Origin of the sequence: Marinobacter alkalisoli, assembly GCF_045449795.1 — a bacterium.
Lineage (GTDB): Bacteria > Pseudomonadota > Gammaproteobacteria > Pseudomonadales > Oleiphilaceae > Marinobacter.
In genome coordinates this window covers 1-18,668 of the sequence record NZ_JBJJLB010000015.1, presented here as the reverse complement: position 1 = coordinate 18,668, position 18,668 = coordinate 1, and the positions used below count along the sequence as shown (strand labels likewise).

Here is an 18,668-nt window from a genome sequence, read left to right as displayed (position 1 = left end):
CCATGATTCCACGCACACTCTTTGATGCCGATCTCGAAGGCTTCCGCGATTCCGTTCGCAAATTCCTGGAGCAGGAAGCGGCTCCCTACCATGAGCAATGGGAAAAAGACGGGCAGGTCAGCCGCGAACTGTGGACCAAAGCCGGGGAGTTGGGCTTCCTGTGTCCGACCATGCCGGAAGAGTTTGGTGGTGTGGGCGCCGACTTCCGTTACAGCGCCGTGATCATGGAAGAGATTTCCTATGCCGGCCTGTCCGGTATTGGTTGGGGGCTGCATTCCGACATCGTGGCGCCTTACATCCTCAATTACGGTTCCCAGGAACAAAAGGAGCGGTACCTGCCCAAACTGGCATCCGGTGAGATGATCGGGGCCATTGCCATGAGCGAGCCAGGCGCCGGTTCTGATCTTCAGGGTGTGAGAACGACAGCGATCAAGGATGGCGACCACTATATTCTCAACGGCTCCAAGACCTTTATCACCAACGGCCAGATGGCGGATCTGGTCATTGTCGTTGCCAAGACAGATCCAAAAGAAGGCGCCAAAGGCACCAGCCTGCTGATCGTCGAAACCGCGTGGGAAGGGTTCGAGAAAGGCCAGAACCTGAACAAGGTCGGCATGAAGGCTCAGGATACCTCGGAGCTGTTCTTCCAGGATGTGAAAGTGCCGGCGGAGAACCTGCTGGGGTCCATGGAAGGGCAAGGGTTCTTCCAGCTGATGCAGGAACTGCCTGCCGAGCGCCTGCAGGTGGCACTGACTGCCGTTGCGGCAGCCGAGGCTGCCTGGCAGTGGACTCTGGATTACGTCAAGGAGCGCAAAGCGTTCTCCAAGCCGGTGATTGCATACCAGAATACCCGTTTCAAGCTGGCGGAAATGAAATCGGAAATCACCGCTGCCCGGGTTTTCTGTGATCGCTGCCTGGAGCTGCACCTGGAGAAGAAGCTCGACATTCCGACCGCGGCCATGCTGAAGCAGTGGACCACCGACATTCAGTGCAAGGTGATCGATGAGTGTGTTCAGTTGCACGGTGGTTACGGCTACATGTGGGAATACCCGATTGCCCGGGCCTGGGCGGATTCCCGCGCCCAGCGCATTTATGCCGGTACCAATGAAATCATGAAGGAAATCGTCGCCCGGTCGTTCTGATCGGGTTGGCTCCGGCGGCCATGCCCGCTGGAGCCTTCTGTTACCAAACTTTACAAATTGCCAAACCTATCAAGGTTCCCCTCTTCAACATCCCCTACAGTAGCGGCACAACCTCCAACAAGGATAACCGGTTGCTGCCATGAAACGTCTTCTTCCCCTGTCTGTGTCTATTTTTGCCCTGGCCGTGGCCGGATGTGGCAAGGAATCCGATGAGCGGCCTGTTGATGGTCGTGATTTCGACGGGGTGGGTTACAGTGAACCCGCGCCCTACACCGGAAAAGTGATTGACGGTTACCTGCGTAATGCCAGGGTGTGGCTCGATATTGACGGCGACAGCCAGTACACGCCGGGGCCGCTGACGGTGGAGTTGGCATCTGGCACCACGGTGACTCTGGCATCCGGAGAGCCGACTGCGATGTCCGGGGAAGACGGCGCGTTCGCGCTGGAGATTGAGGAGCTGGTGCAGAATTCTGCCGATGCCCCCGATATTGATCCGAGGGATTATCCTCTGTACGCCCTGGCCTTGCCGGGTAAGACGGTGGAGCAATTGCCCGGTGGTGACCGTCCCGTTGACAGCGCCTATATGATGTCGGCGCCGCCGGGTGTCAGGCAGGTGACGCCTTTGACGACGCTGGCGCGGTACCGTGGCCTGGCAGGTGCAGCGTCACTGGTGTCGGAGGGTGCCGGTTCGTCCCTGGCGGAAGTGAACCTGCTGACCGACTACATTCGGGCCGGAGATCCGCGCGCTCATGGTTACGCGCGGGCGTTTGCACGGTTCATGGCGGGGCAGTTCCCCAAGGCATACAACGAGGCACTGGCAAAAGACGCTGCTGATGGGACGGAGCGTTTCCTGAGCCCGCGGGCGGCCTATCTGCTGGGGCTGTCACTGGTCCAGAATGCCTCAGAGATTGTCGCCGTCGTGGACGATGCCGCCTCCCAGGGAGGTTACGCCAATGTCGACACCGACAGTCTGGTGTTGCCGGAAGTCGATCTGGAGTTGTCCGATCCCGTTTTGTTGACGCGTCAGGTGGTCTCGGGCCAGTCGGAATATGGTGATCTGCCTGCTAACCGCTCCTCGCTGTTAACCACGGCGGAGCTGTCCTTCGATTATGGCCCCGATGGTCGGTTGATGGCGATAGCGTCAGAAGGGTGCATGGCCCCCTCCATGCCCGAAATTGCGAGGCTGATCAACGTCGGTGGGCGAATGGCGGATCTGGATGTCCAGTGGTTGCCGTCGGTTTCCCTGTCCCTGCAAAGCCGGGTGGCTTATGACGATCCCGGGATTGATGAGCGCCTGAGTTTTGACTGGGCCAATCGCCAGGCCACTTTCGAGACCACCACGCAATGTCAGGATGGTCTGGCGGATGCCTCGGAGTTTGGCGGCCCGCCGGAAATTACCTACAGCTGGGCCATGTCCGATGGCAGGCTGGAAGGACTGGCAGCCGATTCCGCTCTTGAAAACCGGACCCTTGAGCCGGATTACACCAACGGAACCCCGTTGTTCAACGGCTATCGGCTCATGGTTGATGGTGTAGAGCAGGCGGCCATCAGCCTGGCAGGAGCATCAGGCGAGTGTGCCATTGATGAAGGCAGTGAAGGTGCGAGTCACGTGGTTTCCGCTCAGCAGGCATACAGTTACGCCGCCGCAGACGCCCCCGATGGCTACGCCAGTCTGGCCCTGGAGTTCGATACCCGGGGTGACTATGTCCGGTTGCTGCGATACTCATTTACTGACCCGAAGATGTCCGGGCTAGACCATGTGTCTGCGGAAGGCGGCTTCGACTGGATCATGTTCTATCCGCAGGAAGGCATGGGTCATTACGTGGCAGAGCAGCCCAACCTGATTGCGGATGCCTACCTTACGGATCATCGATCCACCGCGGACTGTGGTCGGGAATTTGAGGAAGTGCCGTTCGCAGTGTTCGGGCGGGTGAGTTATCAGTACCAGCGGCTCTCGGACTATCTGACAGAGCTGGTGGAATAGCCATAACCCCTGAACGATCAACGTCTGGGCGACTGGTTAGTCGTAAGCGTTTGCTGTGTTTGGGATTCTTTCTTGCCATTTCCTGGGGAAGGAAATGGTGCCGAGGAGAGGACTTGAACCTCCACGGGGTTGCCCCCACTAGCACCTGAAGCTAGCGTGTCTACCAATTTCACCACCTCGGCAGGTGATTCACAGAGTTGCCTGAAGTTTATTGAAAACTTGGCGTTTCTGCCAGCGGTGAGGTGTGTCCCTCAACCGATGGCGCGTACTTTAATGATTGCGGAAAAAGCTGTCAAACATTTTTTTCGGAAAATTATCGGGAAATTAATTGCTTTATTTTGCTGACGGTTAGGCAGGCTGGCCGAACCGGCGTTATACTCCTGAGCACATGCAATATGACCGCGTTATTTAAAGGCGGACAGGACAAGGATCCGAATGGTTTCAAGAAATAAGACGGACAGAGATCCGCACGCCAGTCGTGAGGCGGAAAAATACGACAACCCTATCCAGAGCCGGGAGTTCATTCTTGAGCATCTGAAAGAACGTGGCGCTCCGGCGACCCACGAAACCCTCTGTCAGGAACTCGGACAGAATTCCCCGGAAGGTATCGAGGCTTTACGGCGCAGGCTGATCGCCATGTGTCGTGACGGCCAGATGATCTGTAACCGTCGGGGTGCTTATTTGCCCATCGAAGAAGCCGACCTGGTCTCAGGCCGGGTGATAGGGCACAAGGATGGGTTCGGTTTTCTGGTCCCGGACGATGGCGGTAGTGACCTGTTCCTGACCGCGCGTCAGATGCGCCAGGTATTTCATGGTGATCGGGTTGCTGCCCGGGTGGACCGTGTCGATGACAAGGGACGCCGTGAGGGAGTCATTGTCGAGGTGCTGGAACACAAGACCAACCAGACCGTTGGCCGCTTTTTTCAGGAGAGCGGGATCAGCTTTGTGGTTCCGGAAAACGCCCGTATCAACCACGAGGTATTGGTGCCCCAGGAGAATTGTGGCGAGGCCCGGCACGGTCAGTATGTGGTTGTGGACATTATTCGCCAGCCGACCGTTCGTACCCAGCCACTTGGCAAGGTGGTGGAAATCCTGGGCGAACACATGGCGCCCGGCATGGAGATCGACGTTGCCATTCGCTCCTATGATATTCCCCACAGCTGGCCGCCTGCCGTCGGCGAACAGGCGGCGAAGATTGCCGAAGAGGTCGAAGAGAAAGACAAGGCCAACCGGGTGGATATCCGCAATCTGCGTCTGGTGACGATTGATGATGAAACCGCGCGGGACTTTGATGACGCGGTATACTGCGAGCCGCGCTCGCGTGGCGGTTATCGCTTGCTGGTGGCGATTGCCGACGTGTCACATTATGTCCGGCCGGGAACGCCGCTGGACGATGAAGCCGTCAATCGCAGTACTTCTGTCTACTTCCCGGACCACGTGGTGCCGATGCTGCCGGAGAAGCTCTCCAACGGGTTGTGCTCCCTGAACCCGGGAGTTGACCGGCTGTGCATGGTGGCGGATATGACCATCAGTGCGGCGGGTAATATCAGCAGTTACAGCTTCTATCAGGCGGTGATGTACAGCCATGCTCGGCTGACCTATAACAAGGTCAGTTCCATGCTGGAACACCCAGACTCGGAGCAGGGCTACAAACTGTGTGAGCAGTACGCCCATGTGCTGCCGCAGCTGCACAACCTGTATGGTTTGTACCAGCTGCTGCGGAAAGCGCGCACCGAGCGCGGCGCGATTGATTTTGAAACCACCGAAACCAAAATCGTATTCGATGCCGAGCGCAAGATTGAAGAAATCGTGCCGGTGCAACGCAACGAAGCCCATAAGATCATCGAGGAATGCATGCTGTGCGCGAACGTTGCCACCGCTCGCTTCCTCAAGAAATACAAGTTGCCGGCGCTGTACCGGGTTCATGATGGCCCCTCGGAAGAGCGCCTGAATGCGGTCAGGTTGTTCCTTGGCGAGCTGGGCCTTCAGCTCGGTGGCGGCGATAGCCCGACCTCGGCGGATTACCAGGAGTTGTTGTCTCATATTTCTGACCGCTCGGATGCGAATGTGATCCAGACCGTGATGTTGCGGTCACTGAGCCAGGCGGTTTACAGCCCGGAAGAGGGCGGCCACTTTGGTCTTGGCTTTGCCGGTTATGCCCATTTCACGTCGCCCATTCGCCGCTATCCGGACTTGATCGCCCATCGGGCCATCAAGTCCATTATCCATAGTGAAAATCCTGCAAAAGATGTCGTAAAGCCGCCCAGGCGTGACCCGGAGCTGGCAGAATATCCCTACGACTTTGCCAGTATGGAGCGACTTGGCGAGCATACCTCCATGGCCGAGCGGCGTGCGGATGATGCTACCCGCGATGTCATGGCCTGGCTCAAATGTGAATACCTCAGCGACCACGTTGGCGAAGAGTTTGACGGGGTTATTGCCGCGGTAGTGCCGTTTGGCTTCTTTGTGGAGTTGTCTGGCGTTTACATCGAAGGGCTGGTCCATGTGTCTACCCTCAGTGGTGACTTCTTCCATCATGATGCGGCCAAGCACCGCCTGATCGGTGAGCGTACCGCCCAGAGTTTCCGCCTTGGCGACGAGGTGCGGGTCAAGGTGGTTCGGGTTGGTATGGAGGACCGCAAAATAGACCTTGAACTGATCAGCGAGCCTCATCTTCGGCAAGCCGACCGGGATGCGCTGGACGTGACCCGCAAGGAACCTCGCGGCAAGGCGAAAGGCCGAGGTAAGGGTGGGTCGAAGGGCGCCCCCAAGGGTGCGGCAAGGGATGGCAAGTCCAGATCCAGGCCCCGTTCCGATGCCGGTGAGAAGCCCGCCGCTAAAAAGCGCCCGGCCAAAGCCGCAGGTGACAAGCCCAAGGGCAAGCCAGCGGCAAAGGAACAGGGTTCGGGCAATGAGCCAATGTCCGCCCGGGATGAGCTGGTGGCGCAGGCTGCCAAGCTGGCCCTTGGCAAGGACAAGAAACGGAAACCCCGCAAGTCAGGAAAATAACCAGTGTCCGGAGAATTCATATTTGGTTGGCACGTGGTTGAGGCCGTCCTCAAGCGCGAGCCGGAGCGGCTGCAGCAGGTCTGGATACAGACGGGGCGTCAGGACAAACGGGTAAAAGGCATCACTTCTGCTCTTGATGATCTCGGTGTTCGCTGGAGCGTTGTGCACCGGAAGGAGCTGGATGAGAAAGTATCCGGTGTCCATCAGGGGGTTGTGGCAGCGGTGTCTGAAAGCCGGGAATGGGGCGAAGACGACTTGATGGCTATGCTCGCCGGGTCCGACAAGCCGCCGTTTCTTCTGGTGCTGGACGGTGTGACCGATCCTCATAACCTGGGGGCCTGCATGCGAACGGCGGATGCCGTCGGCGTGCAGGCGGTGATTGTCCCCAAGGACAAGTCAGCAACCCTGACGCCGGTGGCCCGCAAGGTCGCCTGTGGCGCAGCGGAAACCGTGCCCTTCGTGCGGGTGACCAATCTGGCGCGTTGCCTGCGAACCCTTAAGGATGAGGGGGTTTGGCTAATCGGCACCGCAGGAGAAGCGGACAGCACCCTGTACCAGGCAAACTTTACCGGTTCCGTGGCTCTGGTCATGGGGGCTGAGGGCAAGGGCATGCGGCGACTGACCCGGGAACACTGCGATGCCCTGATCAACATTCCGATGCAGGGGCACGTGGACAGCCTGAATGTGTCCGTGGCGACAGGCGTCTGTCTGTACGAAGCGCTGCGCCAGAGGCTTGCATAGAATGCCCGACACGCCTAGAATACGGCACCCCTTTTTATAGGGGTAGTGTTGTATTGCCTGAATTCCGGGCAGCAACATGGCGCTTTTGATCAGGCCTTTCTGTAATGCCTCATTGATAAAGCAAAAGAAACCGGCAGCGAGACTGCCACCTCCTTGCTTTCATATTTGATGGCCCCGGGTGCTTTGTTTGATTTGCCCGTCCATTCAAGGGGAAGCTGTTTAAACCGTAGGGAGAACTCATGCGTCACTACGAAATCGTATTTATGGTACACCCGGATCAGAGCGAGCAGGTGCCCGCGATGATCGAGCGTTATACCAACGTCATCACTGAAGATGGCGGCAAGGTACATCGCCTGGAAGATTGGGGCCGTCGTCACCTGGCTTACCCGATCAACAAGATCCACAAGGCTCATTACGTGCTGATGAACGCTGAATGTTCACAGGCCGCTATGGACGAGCTGACCCACAACTTCCGGTTTAACGATGCCATCATCCGTGACCTGATTCTGCGTCGCGATGAGGCTGTTACCGATCTGTCTCCGATGAAAGCTGCTGAGTCCCGTGAGGACCGTCGCTCTGGTGGAGATGAGCGTCCGGCACGTCGTCCGGCCGAATCTGAAGAGCGTCAGGAAGAGCGTCAGAAGGCTGAGACCCAGGACGAAGAAGAGTAATTAACCGGAGTTGAGGAGTTAAGTTATGGCTCGTTTTTTCAGACGTCGTAAGTTCTGCCGCTTCACGGCAGAAGGTGTTAAAGAGATCGATTACAAGGATCTGGACACCCTGAAAGGTTATGTCACAGAAACCGGCAAGATCGTGCCCAGCCGCATCACCGGCACCAAAGCACGTTATCAGCGTCAGCTGGCTACCGCTATCAAGCGTGCCCGCTACCTGGCACTGCTGCCGTACTCGGACAGCCACGATAATTAATTAACAGATAAACAGGACTTGGGACCATGCGTGCACTGGCACAGTTTGTAATGCGCGGTCCCCTGCAGGCAGGCGGGGTTGCGGCAGTCACTACTGCGATACCCCTGCTGTTCTGGGTTGGAGCTGCCGTTATTGGCCTGGTGATTCTCAGGCTGGGTATCGGCCAGGGGCTGAATGTCGGCCTCTGGGCATTGCTTCCGGCACTTGGCTGGAGCTGGTTCGGACAGGATCCGACGGCGCTTGCGGTCATGCTCGAAGTGATGTTGATGGCCTCCATACTCAGGCTGTCCCTGTCCTGGGAAAGAGCCCTCCTTGGGGGGAGCTTTCTGGCGATTGTCGCGGGGCTGATGTTGCCCGTGATATACCCGGAGTTACTGGACGATCTGGTCCGCACCGGGGTCAGTTTTTACGAGCAATACAATGCCGAGGTGGCCCGCAGTCTGGGCGATGAGCTGGAGACAGTGATTCGGGACACCATGAGTGCCAGCATGGCCGGTACTTACCTGGTAACAGGTGTGGCAATGACCATGTTGGCAAGATCCTGGCAGGCCGGGCTTTATAACCCTGGCGGGTTCCGGAAAGAGTTTCATGCTTTCCGGCTGTCACCGGTGGTCGCCGTACTGTGTGCGGTTACCATGGTGGTGGGGCCCTTTCTGGGGCTGAATTCCATGCTGTTGGGATGGGCTGGGGGCATGCCGCTGCTTGTTGCGGGCCTGGCGCTTATTCACGGTCTGGTTGGTCGTAAAAATCTGAATGGTCAGTGGCTGGTGTTGTTTTACATAGCACTGGTGCTAACGGCCCCAAGCCTGATGATTCTGTTAGTGTTTCTGGCGTTTGTGGATAGCTGGCTGGATATCCGGGGGCGAATCAAGCCCGCCGGGCCGGCTGAATAAAGCACGAAGAGGTTAACGAGATGGAAGTTATTCTGCTCGAGAAAGTAGCAAACCTTGGTTCACTCGGTGACAAGGTCAAGGTAAAGGCCGGTTACGGTCGTAATTTTCTGCTGCCATATGGCAAAGCCGTTGCAGCCACTGCTGAAAACCTGAAGGCCTTTGAAGAGCGCCGTGCAGAGCTGGAAAAAGCCGCCGCTGAAAAGCTGGCAGCTGCCCAGACCCGCGCCGAAGCTCTGGAAGGCGCTTCCGTCACCATCACCTCCAAGGCTGGTGAAGAAGGCAAGCTGTTCGGTTCTATCGGTGTGCGCGACATTGCTGATGCCGTGACTGCCGACGGTACCGAAGTAGAGAAGAGCGAAGTTCGTCTGCCCGAAGGTCCGCTGCGCGTGACCGGCGAGTACGACATTGAGCTGCAGCTGCACTCTGACGTTACCGTTGTTATCAAGCTGGTCGTTGTTGCCGAGTAATCGGCGGCCAGGGCTTGGCAACCCGGTGTTACCGCCGGATTGCTGATCCTGCCAGTGGCGATGTGGGTGTCTCCGGATGGTTCGGGGCGCCCGCTGTACAGGCCCGGTTCCGCGAAAGCGGTTCCGGGCCTGTTGCTTTCTGGTATGCTCTTGGGAGCTCTCCCATCGAGGATGCAAACCGCTTAAACTGTCGCTGAAATGATCCTTAACTGAAGATGTGTTCATGGCCAATCCTAATCTCAAGCCCGCAAAAACAGATATAGAAACCAGCCGCATCAAAGTGCCGCCACACTCGGTCGAAGCTGAGCAGGCCGTGTTGGGTGGTTTGATGCTGGACAACCGCCGGTTTGACGAGATCAGTGAGGTGATTTCCGCCGCTGATTTCTATCGCCAGGACCATCGCCTGATTTTCGCGGCGGCGGAGCGCCTTGCCAGTGAAAGCGAACCGCTGGACGTGGTCACTCTGGCAGAATTCCTGGAGCGTGCGGGCGATATTGAAGACGCAGGTGGGTTGTCCTACCTGGCTGAAATGGCGGAAAAAACGCCGGGTGCGGCCAACATTCGTGCCTATGCCGATATCGTCAAAGAGCGGGCGGTCTTACGCAGCCTTGTGGAGGTTTCGGGTCAGATTGCGGACTCCGCTTTCAATCCGCTGGGACGTACCAGTGCGGAAGTTCTGGATGAGGCTGAGCGAAGCGTATTTAAAATTGCTGAATCCCGTGCCAAAGAAGGTTCTGGCCCGCAGGCGATCAATCCCATTCTGACCAAGGCTTTGAGCAGAATTGAGGAGTTGTTCGAGTCGGGCGAGCAGACGACCGGTTTGACCACCGGTTTCCGGGATCTGGATGAGCAGACCTCCGGTATGCAACCGGCGGACCTGATCATCGTTGCGGGGCGCCCGTCCATGGGTAAAACCACCTTTGCCATGAACATTGTGGAGAACTCGCTGATCAGTACCGGCACGCCGGTCCTGGTGTTCAGTATGGAAATGCCGGCAGACGCGCTTGCCATGCGTATGTTGTCCTCCCTTGGGCGGATCGACCAGACCAAGGTGCGGAGCGGCAAGCTGGAAGAAGATGACTGGCCACGACTCACCTCGGCGGTCAGCCTGTTGAAAGACAAGCCGCTCTATATTGATGACACTCCCGGACTGAGCCCCACTGAAATGCGTTCCCGTGCCCGCCGTATTGCCCGCGAGAACGATGGCAAGATCGGCCTGATCATGGTGGATTACCTTCAGTTGATGCGGGTGCCGGGTAACACTGAGGGCCGGACGGCGGAAATCTCCGAAATCTCCCGCTCGCTGAAAGGGATTGCCAAAGAGCTGAGTTGCCCGGTGGTGGCGCTGTCACAGCTGAACCGTAGTCTGGAGCAGCGCCCCAACAAGCGCCCGGTCAACTCGGACCTGCGGGAATCCGGTGCGATCGAGCAGGACGCCGACGTCATCATGTTTGTGTACCGGGATGAGGTCTACAACGAAGACACCCCGGACAAGGGCATTGCCGAGATTATTATCGGTAAGCAGCGTAACGGTCCTATCGGCACCATTCGCCTGGCGTTTATCGGCAAATACACCAAGTTCGAAGACCTGGCCCATGGGGATTATGGCGATTACGGTGGTGAGTACTGATGCCGAGAAGTACCATCGCCCGCGTTAACCTGGAGGCGCTGCGCCATAATTATCGATTAGCCTGTGAACGCGCAGGTCCCGCCCGGGCCATGGCGGTGATCAAGGCCGATGGATACGGCCATGGTATCCGGCAGGTTGCCAGGGCACTGGCCGGGGAGGCGCCCAGGTATGGGGTTGCCAGCCTTGAGGAAGCGATGGCCGTTCGGGACGAAGGACTCACCCAGCCGGTGATAATGCTTCAGGGTACCCATGCGCCCGAAGATGTCGCCCTGTGTGCCCATCGGGGCTTCCAGCCCGTCATGCACAGTGATTACCAACTGGCGTGGCTAAGGGAGGCTGAGTCCACTCCGAATTTCTGGCTGAAAGTGAATACCGGGATGAACCGATTGGGGTTCCCGGCGGATAATCTGGCGGGAAGGGTGGAGGCATTGCTGTCATCACCGGCCACGAAGTCCGCGTTGCAGGGGTTTGTCACCCATTTCGCGTGCGCTGATGACCATGACAGCAGCTTTACCCGGGAGCAAACGCAGCGTTTCAAGGCAGCGGTTTCATCCTGGCCGGATCTTGAAAGAAGCGTTGGTAATTCCGCCGCGCATTTTTTGCCGGAACAGGAACTGTTTGACTGGAGCCGCCCGGGCATCATGCTCTACGGTGCATCGCCGGTTATTGGTGTGACGGGGCCGGAACTGGGCCTGAGAGCGGCGATGACTCTGGAAGCTCCGTTAATTGCCCGGCGTGTACTCAAGGCGGGTGACAGTGTCGGGTACGGTTCCTCCTGGGTCGCTGACAAAGAGACGCCGATGGGGATAGTCGCTGTGGGGTATGGTGACGGTTACCCTCGCCACGCTGGCACGGGGACGCCGGCAGCGGTAAACGGTAAGCGCATCCGTCTGATTGGCCGGGTTTCCATGGATATGCTGGCGGTGGATCTGTCGGAGGCGCCAGAAGCGCAGGCCGGGGATCGGGTAGAGTTGTGGGGAAATCAGGTCAGCGTGGATGAAGTGGCCGGCCATGCCGGTACCATTGGCTATGAGTTGCTGACAGGGGTAACAGCCCGGGTGCCCAGGCTGTACCGGTAAGCTGGCAGGCGAACTCAGGCGGCAGCCTCTGGCTCGTGGATGATTTCCTCGACGAAGTCCAGAATGGAGTGCAGGCTGCGATCGTCGAGCTTTTTCAGGACTTTATGAATCACCATCTTGCTGCCCTTGAGCATGCTGCCAATGCCCATTTTGGCCATGCTCATCATCATGTTGCCGGCGTTGAGACGGCGCAGGGGTTCAAGGAAGAAGAAGTCGAGACCTTCTTCGGTCATTTCCACGATCAGGTTGTAAAGCCTGTCGATGGCTTCCTTGTCGGCCTTGCCGCGCCCACGCAGTTCTTCAACGGTGAGCAGGGCGCGGGTGCGCAGTTCATCGGGAATCGGGGCTACAATGTGGCTCTGTTGTTTCAGCATGTCGGATCCTGTTGTTGTATGCTCTTCAGGTTCTAATGGGGCAGTTGCGTAGTATTGTAAGTTGGTCACCGGTGGTGCCATTGGCTTGATCGTTATCGGGTGACCGTCACATTTGTGATATTTCGGGAGGCGCGGGACGCTTGTGCATGTTGTTGTAGTTCATGATTACGGATCATTGGGGCGGATTTTGCTGGAGCGGTTGCGGAATACACCGCTCCATGTCAGCCCGCTGCTGGTCAGTGATCCGGACAAGGCTGACCTGTCCGCCCTCGAAGAGTGGATTCCGGCGGATACGGACCTGATCGTCAATGCCCTGTGGCTGACGGATCCCGAGGCCGCAGAGCAGGATCCCGAGGGTATTCACAAGGCGGCCTTTTCCCTGCCCATAGCGCTGGCGGAGTTCGCCGGTGAACGCAATATGGCGCTGTTGCAGCTGTCCTCCTGTTACGTTTTTGATGGCCGCAAGCAGAGCGCTTACATATCTTCAAATCCGGGTCATCCCTGCAATGAGCTTGGTAACTGGCAGTGGGAGTGCGAGCAGGCCCTGAGAACCCTGCTACCCCGTCATATCATCCTGCGTACCGGTTGGAGCCTCGGGCGTTTCATTCGCAAGGTGCAACAGGGAACCGCTCCGGGGGATACTTTGCGGCTACCGGGCCGGTGTCGGGGGCAGCCAGTGACGGTGCGGGATCTGGCCCGGGTAATGAAGGCGGTGATCCTGCAGATTGATTGCGGGGCAGAAGTGTGGGGAACCTATCAGTATGCTGGCGCCGAGGAAATTTCCCTCTATGAGCTGGGGCTGGCAATTGCCGGTCTGCCGGGCATTCCGGCGGGAATACGGGTGGTTGACGACACCCCGGAATGGGCCACATGGGAGCCCGCCAACGCCACTCTGATCTGTACCAAAATCCGCAATACGTTTGGCATCAAGCAGCTACCCTGGCGTTCCGGATTGTCTGATGAGTTGGAAGCTTTGTCATTGTCCAATGGCAGGCAGCCAACGGATACGACCGCCCACTGAGGGGCATCCAGGGCAGTGTTATTCCCTGTCGGGGCTCAGCAGCCCTGACGGGAGAACTCCGGAAGAACCTTCCTTACCGCTTCAATATCCAGAATCTCCACTTCGCGGCCTCGGGTCCTGATCAGGCCCTGGTTCTGAAATCGGGTAAAAACCCGGCTCACGGTTTCTACCGCAAGGCCCAGGAAATTTGCAATATCATTGCGCGCCATGGGCATGCTGAATGTCGTGGGAGACATGCGCCGGCGCTGGAAACGGCTGGAAAGGGAGAGCAGAAAAGCGGCGATGCGTTCCTCGGCGGTGTTCTTGCTCAGCAGCATGACCAGTTGATGGCTGTTGCGGATCTCCTGGCTCATCAGCTGGTACATGTGATGCTGAAGCTCGGGCATGGCGCCGGTCAGCTCTTCCAGCTTCTCTACCGGGAATTTGCACACACTGGTGCGCTCCAGCGCTTTTGCGGTGCAGGCGTAGCGTTTGCCACTCATACTGTCCAGTCCCACCAGCTCTCCAGGCAGGAAGAAGCCGGTCACCTGTTCCTGGCCGCTCTCGGTGATGATTGAGGTTTTCACGGCGCCGCTACGCACGGCAAAGCATGAGCGAAAGGGGGTGTCCTGTTCGAAGATGTGTTCGCCGCGATTGAAGATGCGGCCCTGCTCCACAATATCTTCCAGTCGGTCGAGCTCATTGTCCTCAATGGCAAGGGGAAGACACAGGTTGCTGAGGCCGCAGTTGTGGCAGGAGGCCTTGAGTGCGGGAGCGAGTTTAATGTTCATTGCTCTGGCCATGGCGGAGGAACGGTCCATATTGAGTCATATCAAGTATGTACCCTAATACGGAAAGCCCGCCGTGCCAATGATGAAACGCTGGACCGCGGATAAAAAGTCGGCACGCAGAGAGCCACCACGGTGAGAGGCTCTCCGCCAGGGGCTTACACCTTCTGGAATATCAGTGATGCGTTGGTGCCGCCAAAGCCGAAGCTGTTGGACATAACCGTGTTCAGCTCGGCGTCCTGTGCGTTCGGCCCGACAACGGGCATATCACTGATTTTCTCATCCGGGTTGTTGAGATTGGCAGTGCCGGCAATGAAACCGTTCTGGAGCATCAGCAGGGAATAAATCGCCTCATGCACGCCGGAAGCGCCCAGGGAATGGCCAGACAGGGATTTGGTGGATGAAATCCGCGGAACCCGGTCACCAAAAACGTTGCGAACCGCGCCCAGCTCAGCGACGTCGCCCACAGGCGTACTGGTGCCATGGGCGTTAATATAATCCACCGGTGAATCGATGGTCGCCAGGGCCTGCTTCATGCAGCGCGTGGCGCCTTCGCCGGAAGGAGCGACCATGTCGTGCCCGTCGGATGTGGCGCCGTAACCGGTCAGCTCAGCGATGATTGTCGCGCCGCGCTTGCGGGCGTGCTCCAGCTCTTCCATCACCAGCATACCGCCGCCACCGGCGATCACGAAGCCATCCCGACCGCTATCAAACGGGCGGGAAGCCGTTTCCGGGGCATCATTGTATTTGGTGGACAGCGCGCCCATGGCATCAAACAGCATGGTCAGGCTCCAGTCCTCTTCCTCGCCGCCGCCGGCAAACACGATATCCTGCTTGCCGGACTGGATCTGCTCCATGGCGTGGCCGATGCAGTGGGCGCTGGTGGCGCAGGCCGAGGACATGGAATAGTTAACCCCCCGGATCTTGAAGGCAGTGGCCAGGCAGGCGGAGACTGTGCTGGTCATGATGCGCGGGACCATATAGGGCCCGATGCGCTTGACGCCTTTCTCCCGCATCAGGTCGACTGCCTCGACCTGGCTGGCGCTGGAGGCCCCGCCGGAGCCGGCAATCAGGCCGGTGCGATCGTTGGAAACCAGGTCTTCGGTCAGACCGGCGGATTCCACGGCCTGCTGCATGGCCAGATAACTGTACATGGCTGACTGGCCCATGAAACGACGCAGTTTGCGATCAATCACACTGGTATCCGCATCCACCGAACCGCAAATCTGGCTGCGGAACCCCAACTCCTTGTAGGTATCGCTGAAACGAATGCCGGATTTGCCGTTTTTCAGGCTGTCCAGTACCGCATCGGCGGAGTTACCCAGGCACGAAACAATGCCCATACCGGTGACGACAACGCGTCTCATACTTTCCTCCTCAGGAGCCCTCCGGCGTGCCGGTAGGTGCTCTGTTCGTTCACTGATCTTACCTGACAGTTTAGGCGCTTTGTCGCGCGGGTGATATTTGACCTTGGTAAGGGGCGCTGCAGACGGGACATCCGATAGCTGTTACGTACAAGGCAGGGCAGGTTGGTCCTGATAACATGACACTTATCAATTACAACAAGAGGATATTTCTGTGCGTAGCTTGTCCCGGTTTCTTCATGATTACGGCGATAGCCACCAGAACCCCGTTAACCAGTGGGTCCATATTGTCTGTGTGCCTGCCATCATGATCTCAACGCTTGGTCTGTTTTGGTTGATACCGGTGGGCCATTGGCTGGGTTTGTCTGGTGCAGCGGCTGAGTGGGTTAATGGCGCCACCATACTGGCGGTGCTGTCGGGCATCGTGTACCTGCGACTGTCCGTGTGGGTGTTTGTGCTGATGGCTGCATGGTTTGCGTTGTCGGCCTGGATTATCCAGAGCGTGATTGCCAGCGGCTGGTCATTGTTCTGGACCAGTCTTGTGGTCTGGGTCCTGGCCTGGGTGGTGCAGGTGTGGGGCCACAAGGTAGAGGGCAAAAAACCGTCTTTTGTTGAGGATCTGGTCTTTCTGCTGATCGGTCCCATTTTTGTGAGCATCGAGTTTGCCGCCAAACTGGGCATTCCGGTACCCCATGCCCAGGGCTCACATTCCACCAGCAAGCCCGCCCAGGGTCACTGATACGCACTGATTGGGGTATGCTTGATAGCAGAATCCTGATCCGGTGCATTCTATGACGTGTAATTCCGCGGGGCGCCCGCCCGCATCCGACAGCCCCCAGGGCACCCTGTTCCTGTGGTCGGACCATTGGCAGGTGGTCGGGCGGCTGATGCCGAACCGGCCCCATCGACACATCAGCGCATCGCTGTTGGTGGGGCTGGACCAGGCATTTCAGCTGCAGGTGGACGGCCATTGGCGCCGTACGCGGGCTGCCATTGTGTCACCCGATGTCATTCAGGCACTCGATCCTGGTCATACCCATATGTGGATTGTCCAGATGGATCCCGACAGCCGCCATTGGCGCGCCCTGCGCCATCTGGTTGGTGATTCAGGTTCCGCTGACCTGAATCTGGATCGCCTTGACGTACCATCCGTTCAGGGGTTGGATTGCGAAGCAGCGAAGCGCTGTCTGGAGGGCTTGTTGACTATCGCCGGACGTCCGGCGGAACCACTGGACGAGCGGGTATCACGGGTCTGTGACATTCTGCGAAAGGAGTTGCCGGAGAAGTTGGACGTCAACCTGCTGGCCGGGTACGTCGGACTGTCCGCGTCGCGGTTGAGCCACCTGTTCCGTCAGCAGACCGGGGTGCCGCTGCGTCGTTTCCTGCTGCACCTGAAAATGAACCGGGCACTGGCATTCTGGGAGCCGGGCAAGTCGGTGTCGCGGCTGGCAACAGAAGCCGGATTCTATGATCAGCCGCACCTGGTCAGAACCGCGCGGGAAATGTTCGATGCCTTGCCTTCGGAATACGTCACCACCGGCTGGTTCCGGGTGTGTCGGTGCCCATCAGCCTGATTGATCGGCTTCTTTGGCCAGCCTCGCGGCCTCGGCTTCCCGGGCTTCCCGCTCAATCATCTCCGGTGTCTCCAGCGAGATACGCCCCAGGGTGCCCGCGCGCAGCTCATTCAGCAGAACCTCGGATACCTTGTGTAGATCCGGGATGCCTCCCCGCGCAAAGAACCGGCGCTTGCCCGCAATGGCGTCCATTAGTGCCAGGCCATCAACCGGAAGGTCTTCAAAGCCGTAGCGCTTCTTGATCAGCTCAGGATATGCCTGCAGCAGGTAGTCCGCCTCAAACAGGGCCACGTCTTCAAAATCAATCACCGCACTGCGAATGGCGCCGGTAATCGCGAGACGATAGCCACAGGCTTCCGGCGACAGCTTGGGCCAGAGGAAGCCCGGGGTGTCGTACAGGAGGATGTTGTCCGGCAGCTTGATGGCCTGCTGGGCGCGGGTCACCGCCGGTTCGTTACCGGTCTTTGCCGCCGGGCGTCCGGCCAGGGTATTGATCAAGGTAGACTTCCCCACGTTGGGAATGCCGAGGATCATCACCCGCAGCGCACTTTTCTGCCGGTCGTGGCCCGGAGTCATCGCGGCGGCGAGTTTTAGGATGTCCATGGCCTCACCGCGCTGGTTGTGGGTGAGGGTGATGGCGCGCACCCCCCGTTCCTTTTCCAGCCAGTCCTGCCACCGGGCGGTAATGTCAGGATCCGCCAGGTCGCGCTTGTTGAGTACCTTGATCAGCGGCGTATCGCCCCGCAGGTTGGGAACCAGAGGATTTTCGCTGCTAAAAGGAATGCGGGCGTCGACGACCTCAATGATAAGGTCCATCTGCGGCATTACTTTTTTGATCTCCTTGCGGGCCTTGTGCATATGCCCGGGAAACCAGTTGATGGCCATGTTGATACTCCAGAATTGGCTGAACGGCGCCATTATGGACGGGAATGACCAAATTTTCACATTTGATTGAAACCGCCGGTGCTGCGGCATCCGGGCGGGTGGTTTGAGAAGTATGTACAAAAAGAGGGGATATCGGGGTGAAAGCGGAGGGCATTTTGTTTTAGGGTGGTGGACCTGAACCGAGAAACCAATGATGATCAGCGGTTTGACGTCACTATATCGCGTGGTTACCGCTTAATTTACGGAGAAATTTATGAAGCTTGTAAAACTGTTTGGTATTGCCCTTCTGACTATCGGTCTGGCCGGCCCAGCCATGGCTCAGGACATGAGTCAGCAGGGTGGCGCCCAGGCACCTCAGGGTGACCAGGTAGATCAACTGGCCGAGTTGGTGGGTCTGAGCGATGACCAGCAGACAGAAATTCGCGGCATCATCGAAGAGATGCAGGGCCAGATTCAGGGTCTTCAGGCGGAAGCACAGCAGCTGCAGCAGGCCATCCAGGCCGAGATCAAGCCGGACTATGACGAAGACACCATCCGCGACAACGCCGAGAAGCTGGGTGACCTGACTGGTGAAATGACCGCGCTGTCTACTCTGATGCAGGCCAAGGTCGACGCTGTGTTCACTGAAGAGCAGCGCGCGGAGCTGGACAAGCGCATGCAGCAAATGCAGCAGCAGATGCAACAACAGCGTCAGATGCAGCAGCAAATGCAGCAGCAGTAAAAGTCTGACCTGAAAAAAAGCCGCCACGGTTTCTGGCCGTTGGCGGCTTTTTTGTTTCTAGCCTGCGACTTGTGGTGCGGGCATGGCGGG

The 18,668-nt window shown here is 58.1% G+C and carries 18 protein-coding genes and 1 tRNA gene; 14 read left to right on the top strand and 5 right to left on the bottom strand.

The window, feature by feature from the left end:
• The first annotated feature begins 2 nt into the window (after window positions 1–2).
• Together ACJO3M_RS04180 and ACJO3M_RS04175 are read left to right on the top strand one after the other, a co-directional pair.
• Window positions 3–1,142: an acyl-CoA dehydrogenase family protein gene (locus ACJO3M_RS04180; RefSeq protein WP_406999963.1), complete on the top strand. Its 1,140-nt coding sequence runs from the start codon at window positions 3–5 to the stop codon at window positions 1,140–1,142.
• A gap of 139 nt (window positions 1,143–1,281) precedes the next feature.
• Entirely contained in the window at window positions 1,282–3,126 is a 1,845-nt protein-coding gene (locus ACJO3M_RS04175; protein WP_406999961.1) for a hypothetical protein, read from the top strand.
• A 95-nt stretch (window positions 3,127–3,221) separates the two neighbouring features.
• On the opposite strand, the gene ACJO3M_RS04170 is transcribed toward ACJO3M_RS04175, so the two are convergent.
• Window positions 3,222–3,308, bottom strand: a tRNA-Leu gene (locus ACJO3M_RS04170).
• 253 nt (window positions 3,309–3,561) lie between these two features.
• On the opposite strand from ACJO3M_RS04170, the gene rnr reads away from it, so the two are divergent.
• From rnr to alr, 8 genes are all read left to right on the top strand, one after another.
• Window positions 3,562–6,135 carry a ribonuclease R gene (gene rnr, locus ACJO3M_RS04165; RefSeq protein WP_406999959.1) on the top strand — a complete coding sequence of 858 codons (2,574 nt, stop codon included), beginning with the start codon at window positions 3,562–3,564 and terminating at the stop codon, window positions 6,133–6,135.
• A 3-nt stretch (window positions 6,136–6,138) separates the two neighbouring features.
• Window positions 6,139–6,876: a 23S rRNA (guanosine(2251)-2'-O)-methyltransferase RlmB gene (rlmB, locus tag ACJO3M_RS04160; protein ID WP_406999957.1), complete on the top strand. Its 738-nt coding sequence runs from the start codon at window positions 6,139–6,141 to the stop codon at window positions 6,874–6,876.
• A 239-nt stretch (window positions 6,877–7,115) separates the two neighbouring features.
• The gene (gene rpsF / locus ACJO3M_RS04155) at window positions 7,116–7,547 is read left to right on the top strand and encodes a 30S ribosomal protein S6 (RefSeq protein WP_406999955.1); all 432 of its coding nucleotides are present in this window, start codon (window positions 7,116–7,118) and stop codon (window positions 7,545–7,547) included.
• A gap of 25 nt (window positions 7,548–7,572) precedes the next feature.
• Entirely contained in the window at window positions 7,573–7,803 is a 231-nt protein-coding gene (gene rpsR / locus ACJO3M_RS04150; RefSeq protein WP_114613426.1) for a 30S ribosomal protein S18, read from the top strand.
• Window positions 7,804–7,829: 26 nt separating this feature from the next.
• Complete coding sequence (locus ACJO3M_RS04145) at window positions 7,830–8,696, top strand: hypothetical protein (RefSeq protein WP_406999953.1); 867 nt, start codon at window positions 7,830–7,832, stop codon at window positions 8,694–8,696.
• A 20-nt stretch (window positions 8,697–8,716) separates the two neighbouring features.
• The gene (rplI, locus tag ACJO3M_RS04140; RefSeq protein WP_406999951.1) at window positions 8,717–9,163 is read left to right on the top strand and encodes a 50S ribosomal protein L9; all 447 of its coding nucleotides are present in this window, start codon (window positions 8,717–8,719) and stop codon (window positions 9,161–9,163) included.
• A gap of 223 nt (window positions 9,164–9,386) precedes the next feature.
• Window positions 9,387–10,793, top strand: a complete 1,407-nt coding sequence (dnaB, locus tag ACJO3M_RS04135) for a replicative DNA helicase (protein WP_406999949.1) — start codon at window positions 9,387–9,389, stop codon at window positions 10,791–10,793.
• Window positions 10,793–11,872, top strand: a complete 1,080-nt coding sequence (gene alr, locus ACJO3M_RS04130; RefSeq protein ID WP_406999947.1) for an alanine racemase — start codon at window positions 10,793–10,795, stop codon at window positions 11,870–11,872. The genes dnaB and alr overlap by 1 nt, the downstream gene beginning before the upstream one ends.
• Window positions 11,873–11,886: 14 nt before the next feature.
• Here the strand turns inward: alr and ACJO3M_RS04125 are convergent, their stop codons facing one another.
• Window positions 11,887–12,246: a hypothetical protein gene (locus ACJO3M_RS04125; protein ID WP_406999945.1), complete on the bottom strand. Its 360-nt coding sequence runs from the start codon at window positions 12,244–12,246 to the stop codon at window positions 11,887–11,889.
• Between the two features lie 142 nt (window positions 12,247–12,388).
• Here ACJO3M_RS04125 and ACJO3M_RS04120 point away from each other — a divergent pair, with 142 nt between their 5' ends.
• The gene (locus ACJO3M_RS04120) at window positions 12,389–13,267 is read left to right on the top strand and encodes a sugar nucleotide-binding protein (RefSeq protein ID WP_406999943.1); all 879 of its coding nucleotides are present in this window, start codon (window positions 12,389–12,391) and stop codon (window positions 13,265–13,267) included.
• 35 nt (window positions 13,268–13,302) lie between these two features.
• Here the strand turns inward: ACJO3M_RS04120 and fnr are convergent, their stop codons facing one another.
• Window positions 13,303–14,049, bottom strand: a complete 747-nt coding sequence (fnr, locus tag ACJO3M_RS04115) for a fumarate/nitrate reduction transcriptional regulator Fnr (RefSeq protein WP_406999941.1) — start codon at window positions 14,047–14,049, stop codon at window positions 13,303–13,305.
• Between the two features lie 143 nt (window positions 14,050–14,192).
• Window positions 14,193–15,401, bottom strand: a complete 1,209-nt coding sequence (fabB, locus tag ACJO3M_RS04110; protein WP_406999940.1) for a beta-ketoacyl-ACP synthase I — start codon at window positions 15,399–15,401, stop codon at window positions 14,193–14,195.
• A gap of 211 nt (window positions 15,402–15,612) precedes the next feature.
• Between fabB and ACJO3M_RS04105 the strand changes: the two genes are divergently transcribed.
• Complete coding sequence (locus tag ACJO3M_RS04105) at window positions 15,613–16,137, top strand: Mpo1 family 2-hydroxy fatty acid dioxygenase (RefSeq protein ID WP_406999938.1); 525 nt, start codon at window positions 15,613–15,615, stop codon at window positions 16,135–16,137.
• A gap of 52 nt (window positions 16,138–16,189) precedes the next feature.
• Window positions 16,190–16,972 carry a helix-turn-helix domain-containing protein gene (locus ACJO3M_RS04100; RefSeq protein ID WP_406999936.1) on the top strand — a complete coding sequence of 261 codons (783 nt, stop codon included), beginning with the start codon at window positions 16,190–16,192 and terminating at the stop codon, window positions 16,970–16,972.
• On the opposite strand, the gene ylqF is transcribed toward ACJO3M_RS04100, so the two are convergent.
• Window positions 16,964–17,857: a ribosome biogenesis GTPase YlqF gene (ylqF, locus tag ACJO3M_RS04095; RefSeq protein WP_406999934.1), complete on the bottom strand. Its 894-nt coding sequence runs from the start codon at window positions 17,855–17,857 to the stop codon at window positions 16,964–16,966. The genes ACJO3M_RS04100 and ylqF overlap by 9 nt on opposite strands.
• Before the next feature lie 253 nt (window positions 17,858–18,110).
• Between ylqF and ACJO3M_RS04090 the strand changes: the two genes are divergently transcribed.
• On the top strand, window positions 18,111–18,578 hold the full coding sequence (locus ACJO3M_RS04090; RefSeq protein WP_406999932.1) for a Spy/CpxP family protein refolding chaperone: 468 nt from the start codon (window positions 18,111–18,113) through the stop codon (window positions 18,576–18,578).
• Window positions 18,579–18,668: the final 90 nt, after the last annotated feature.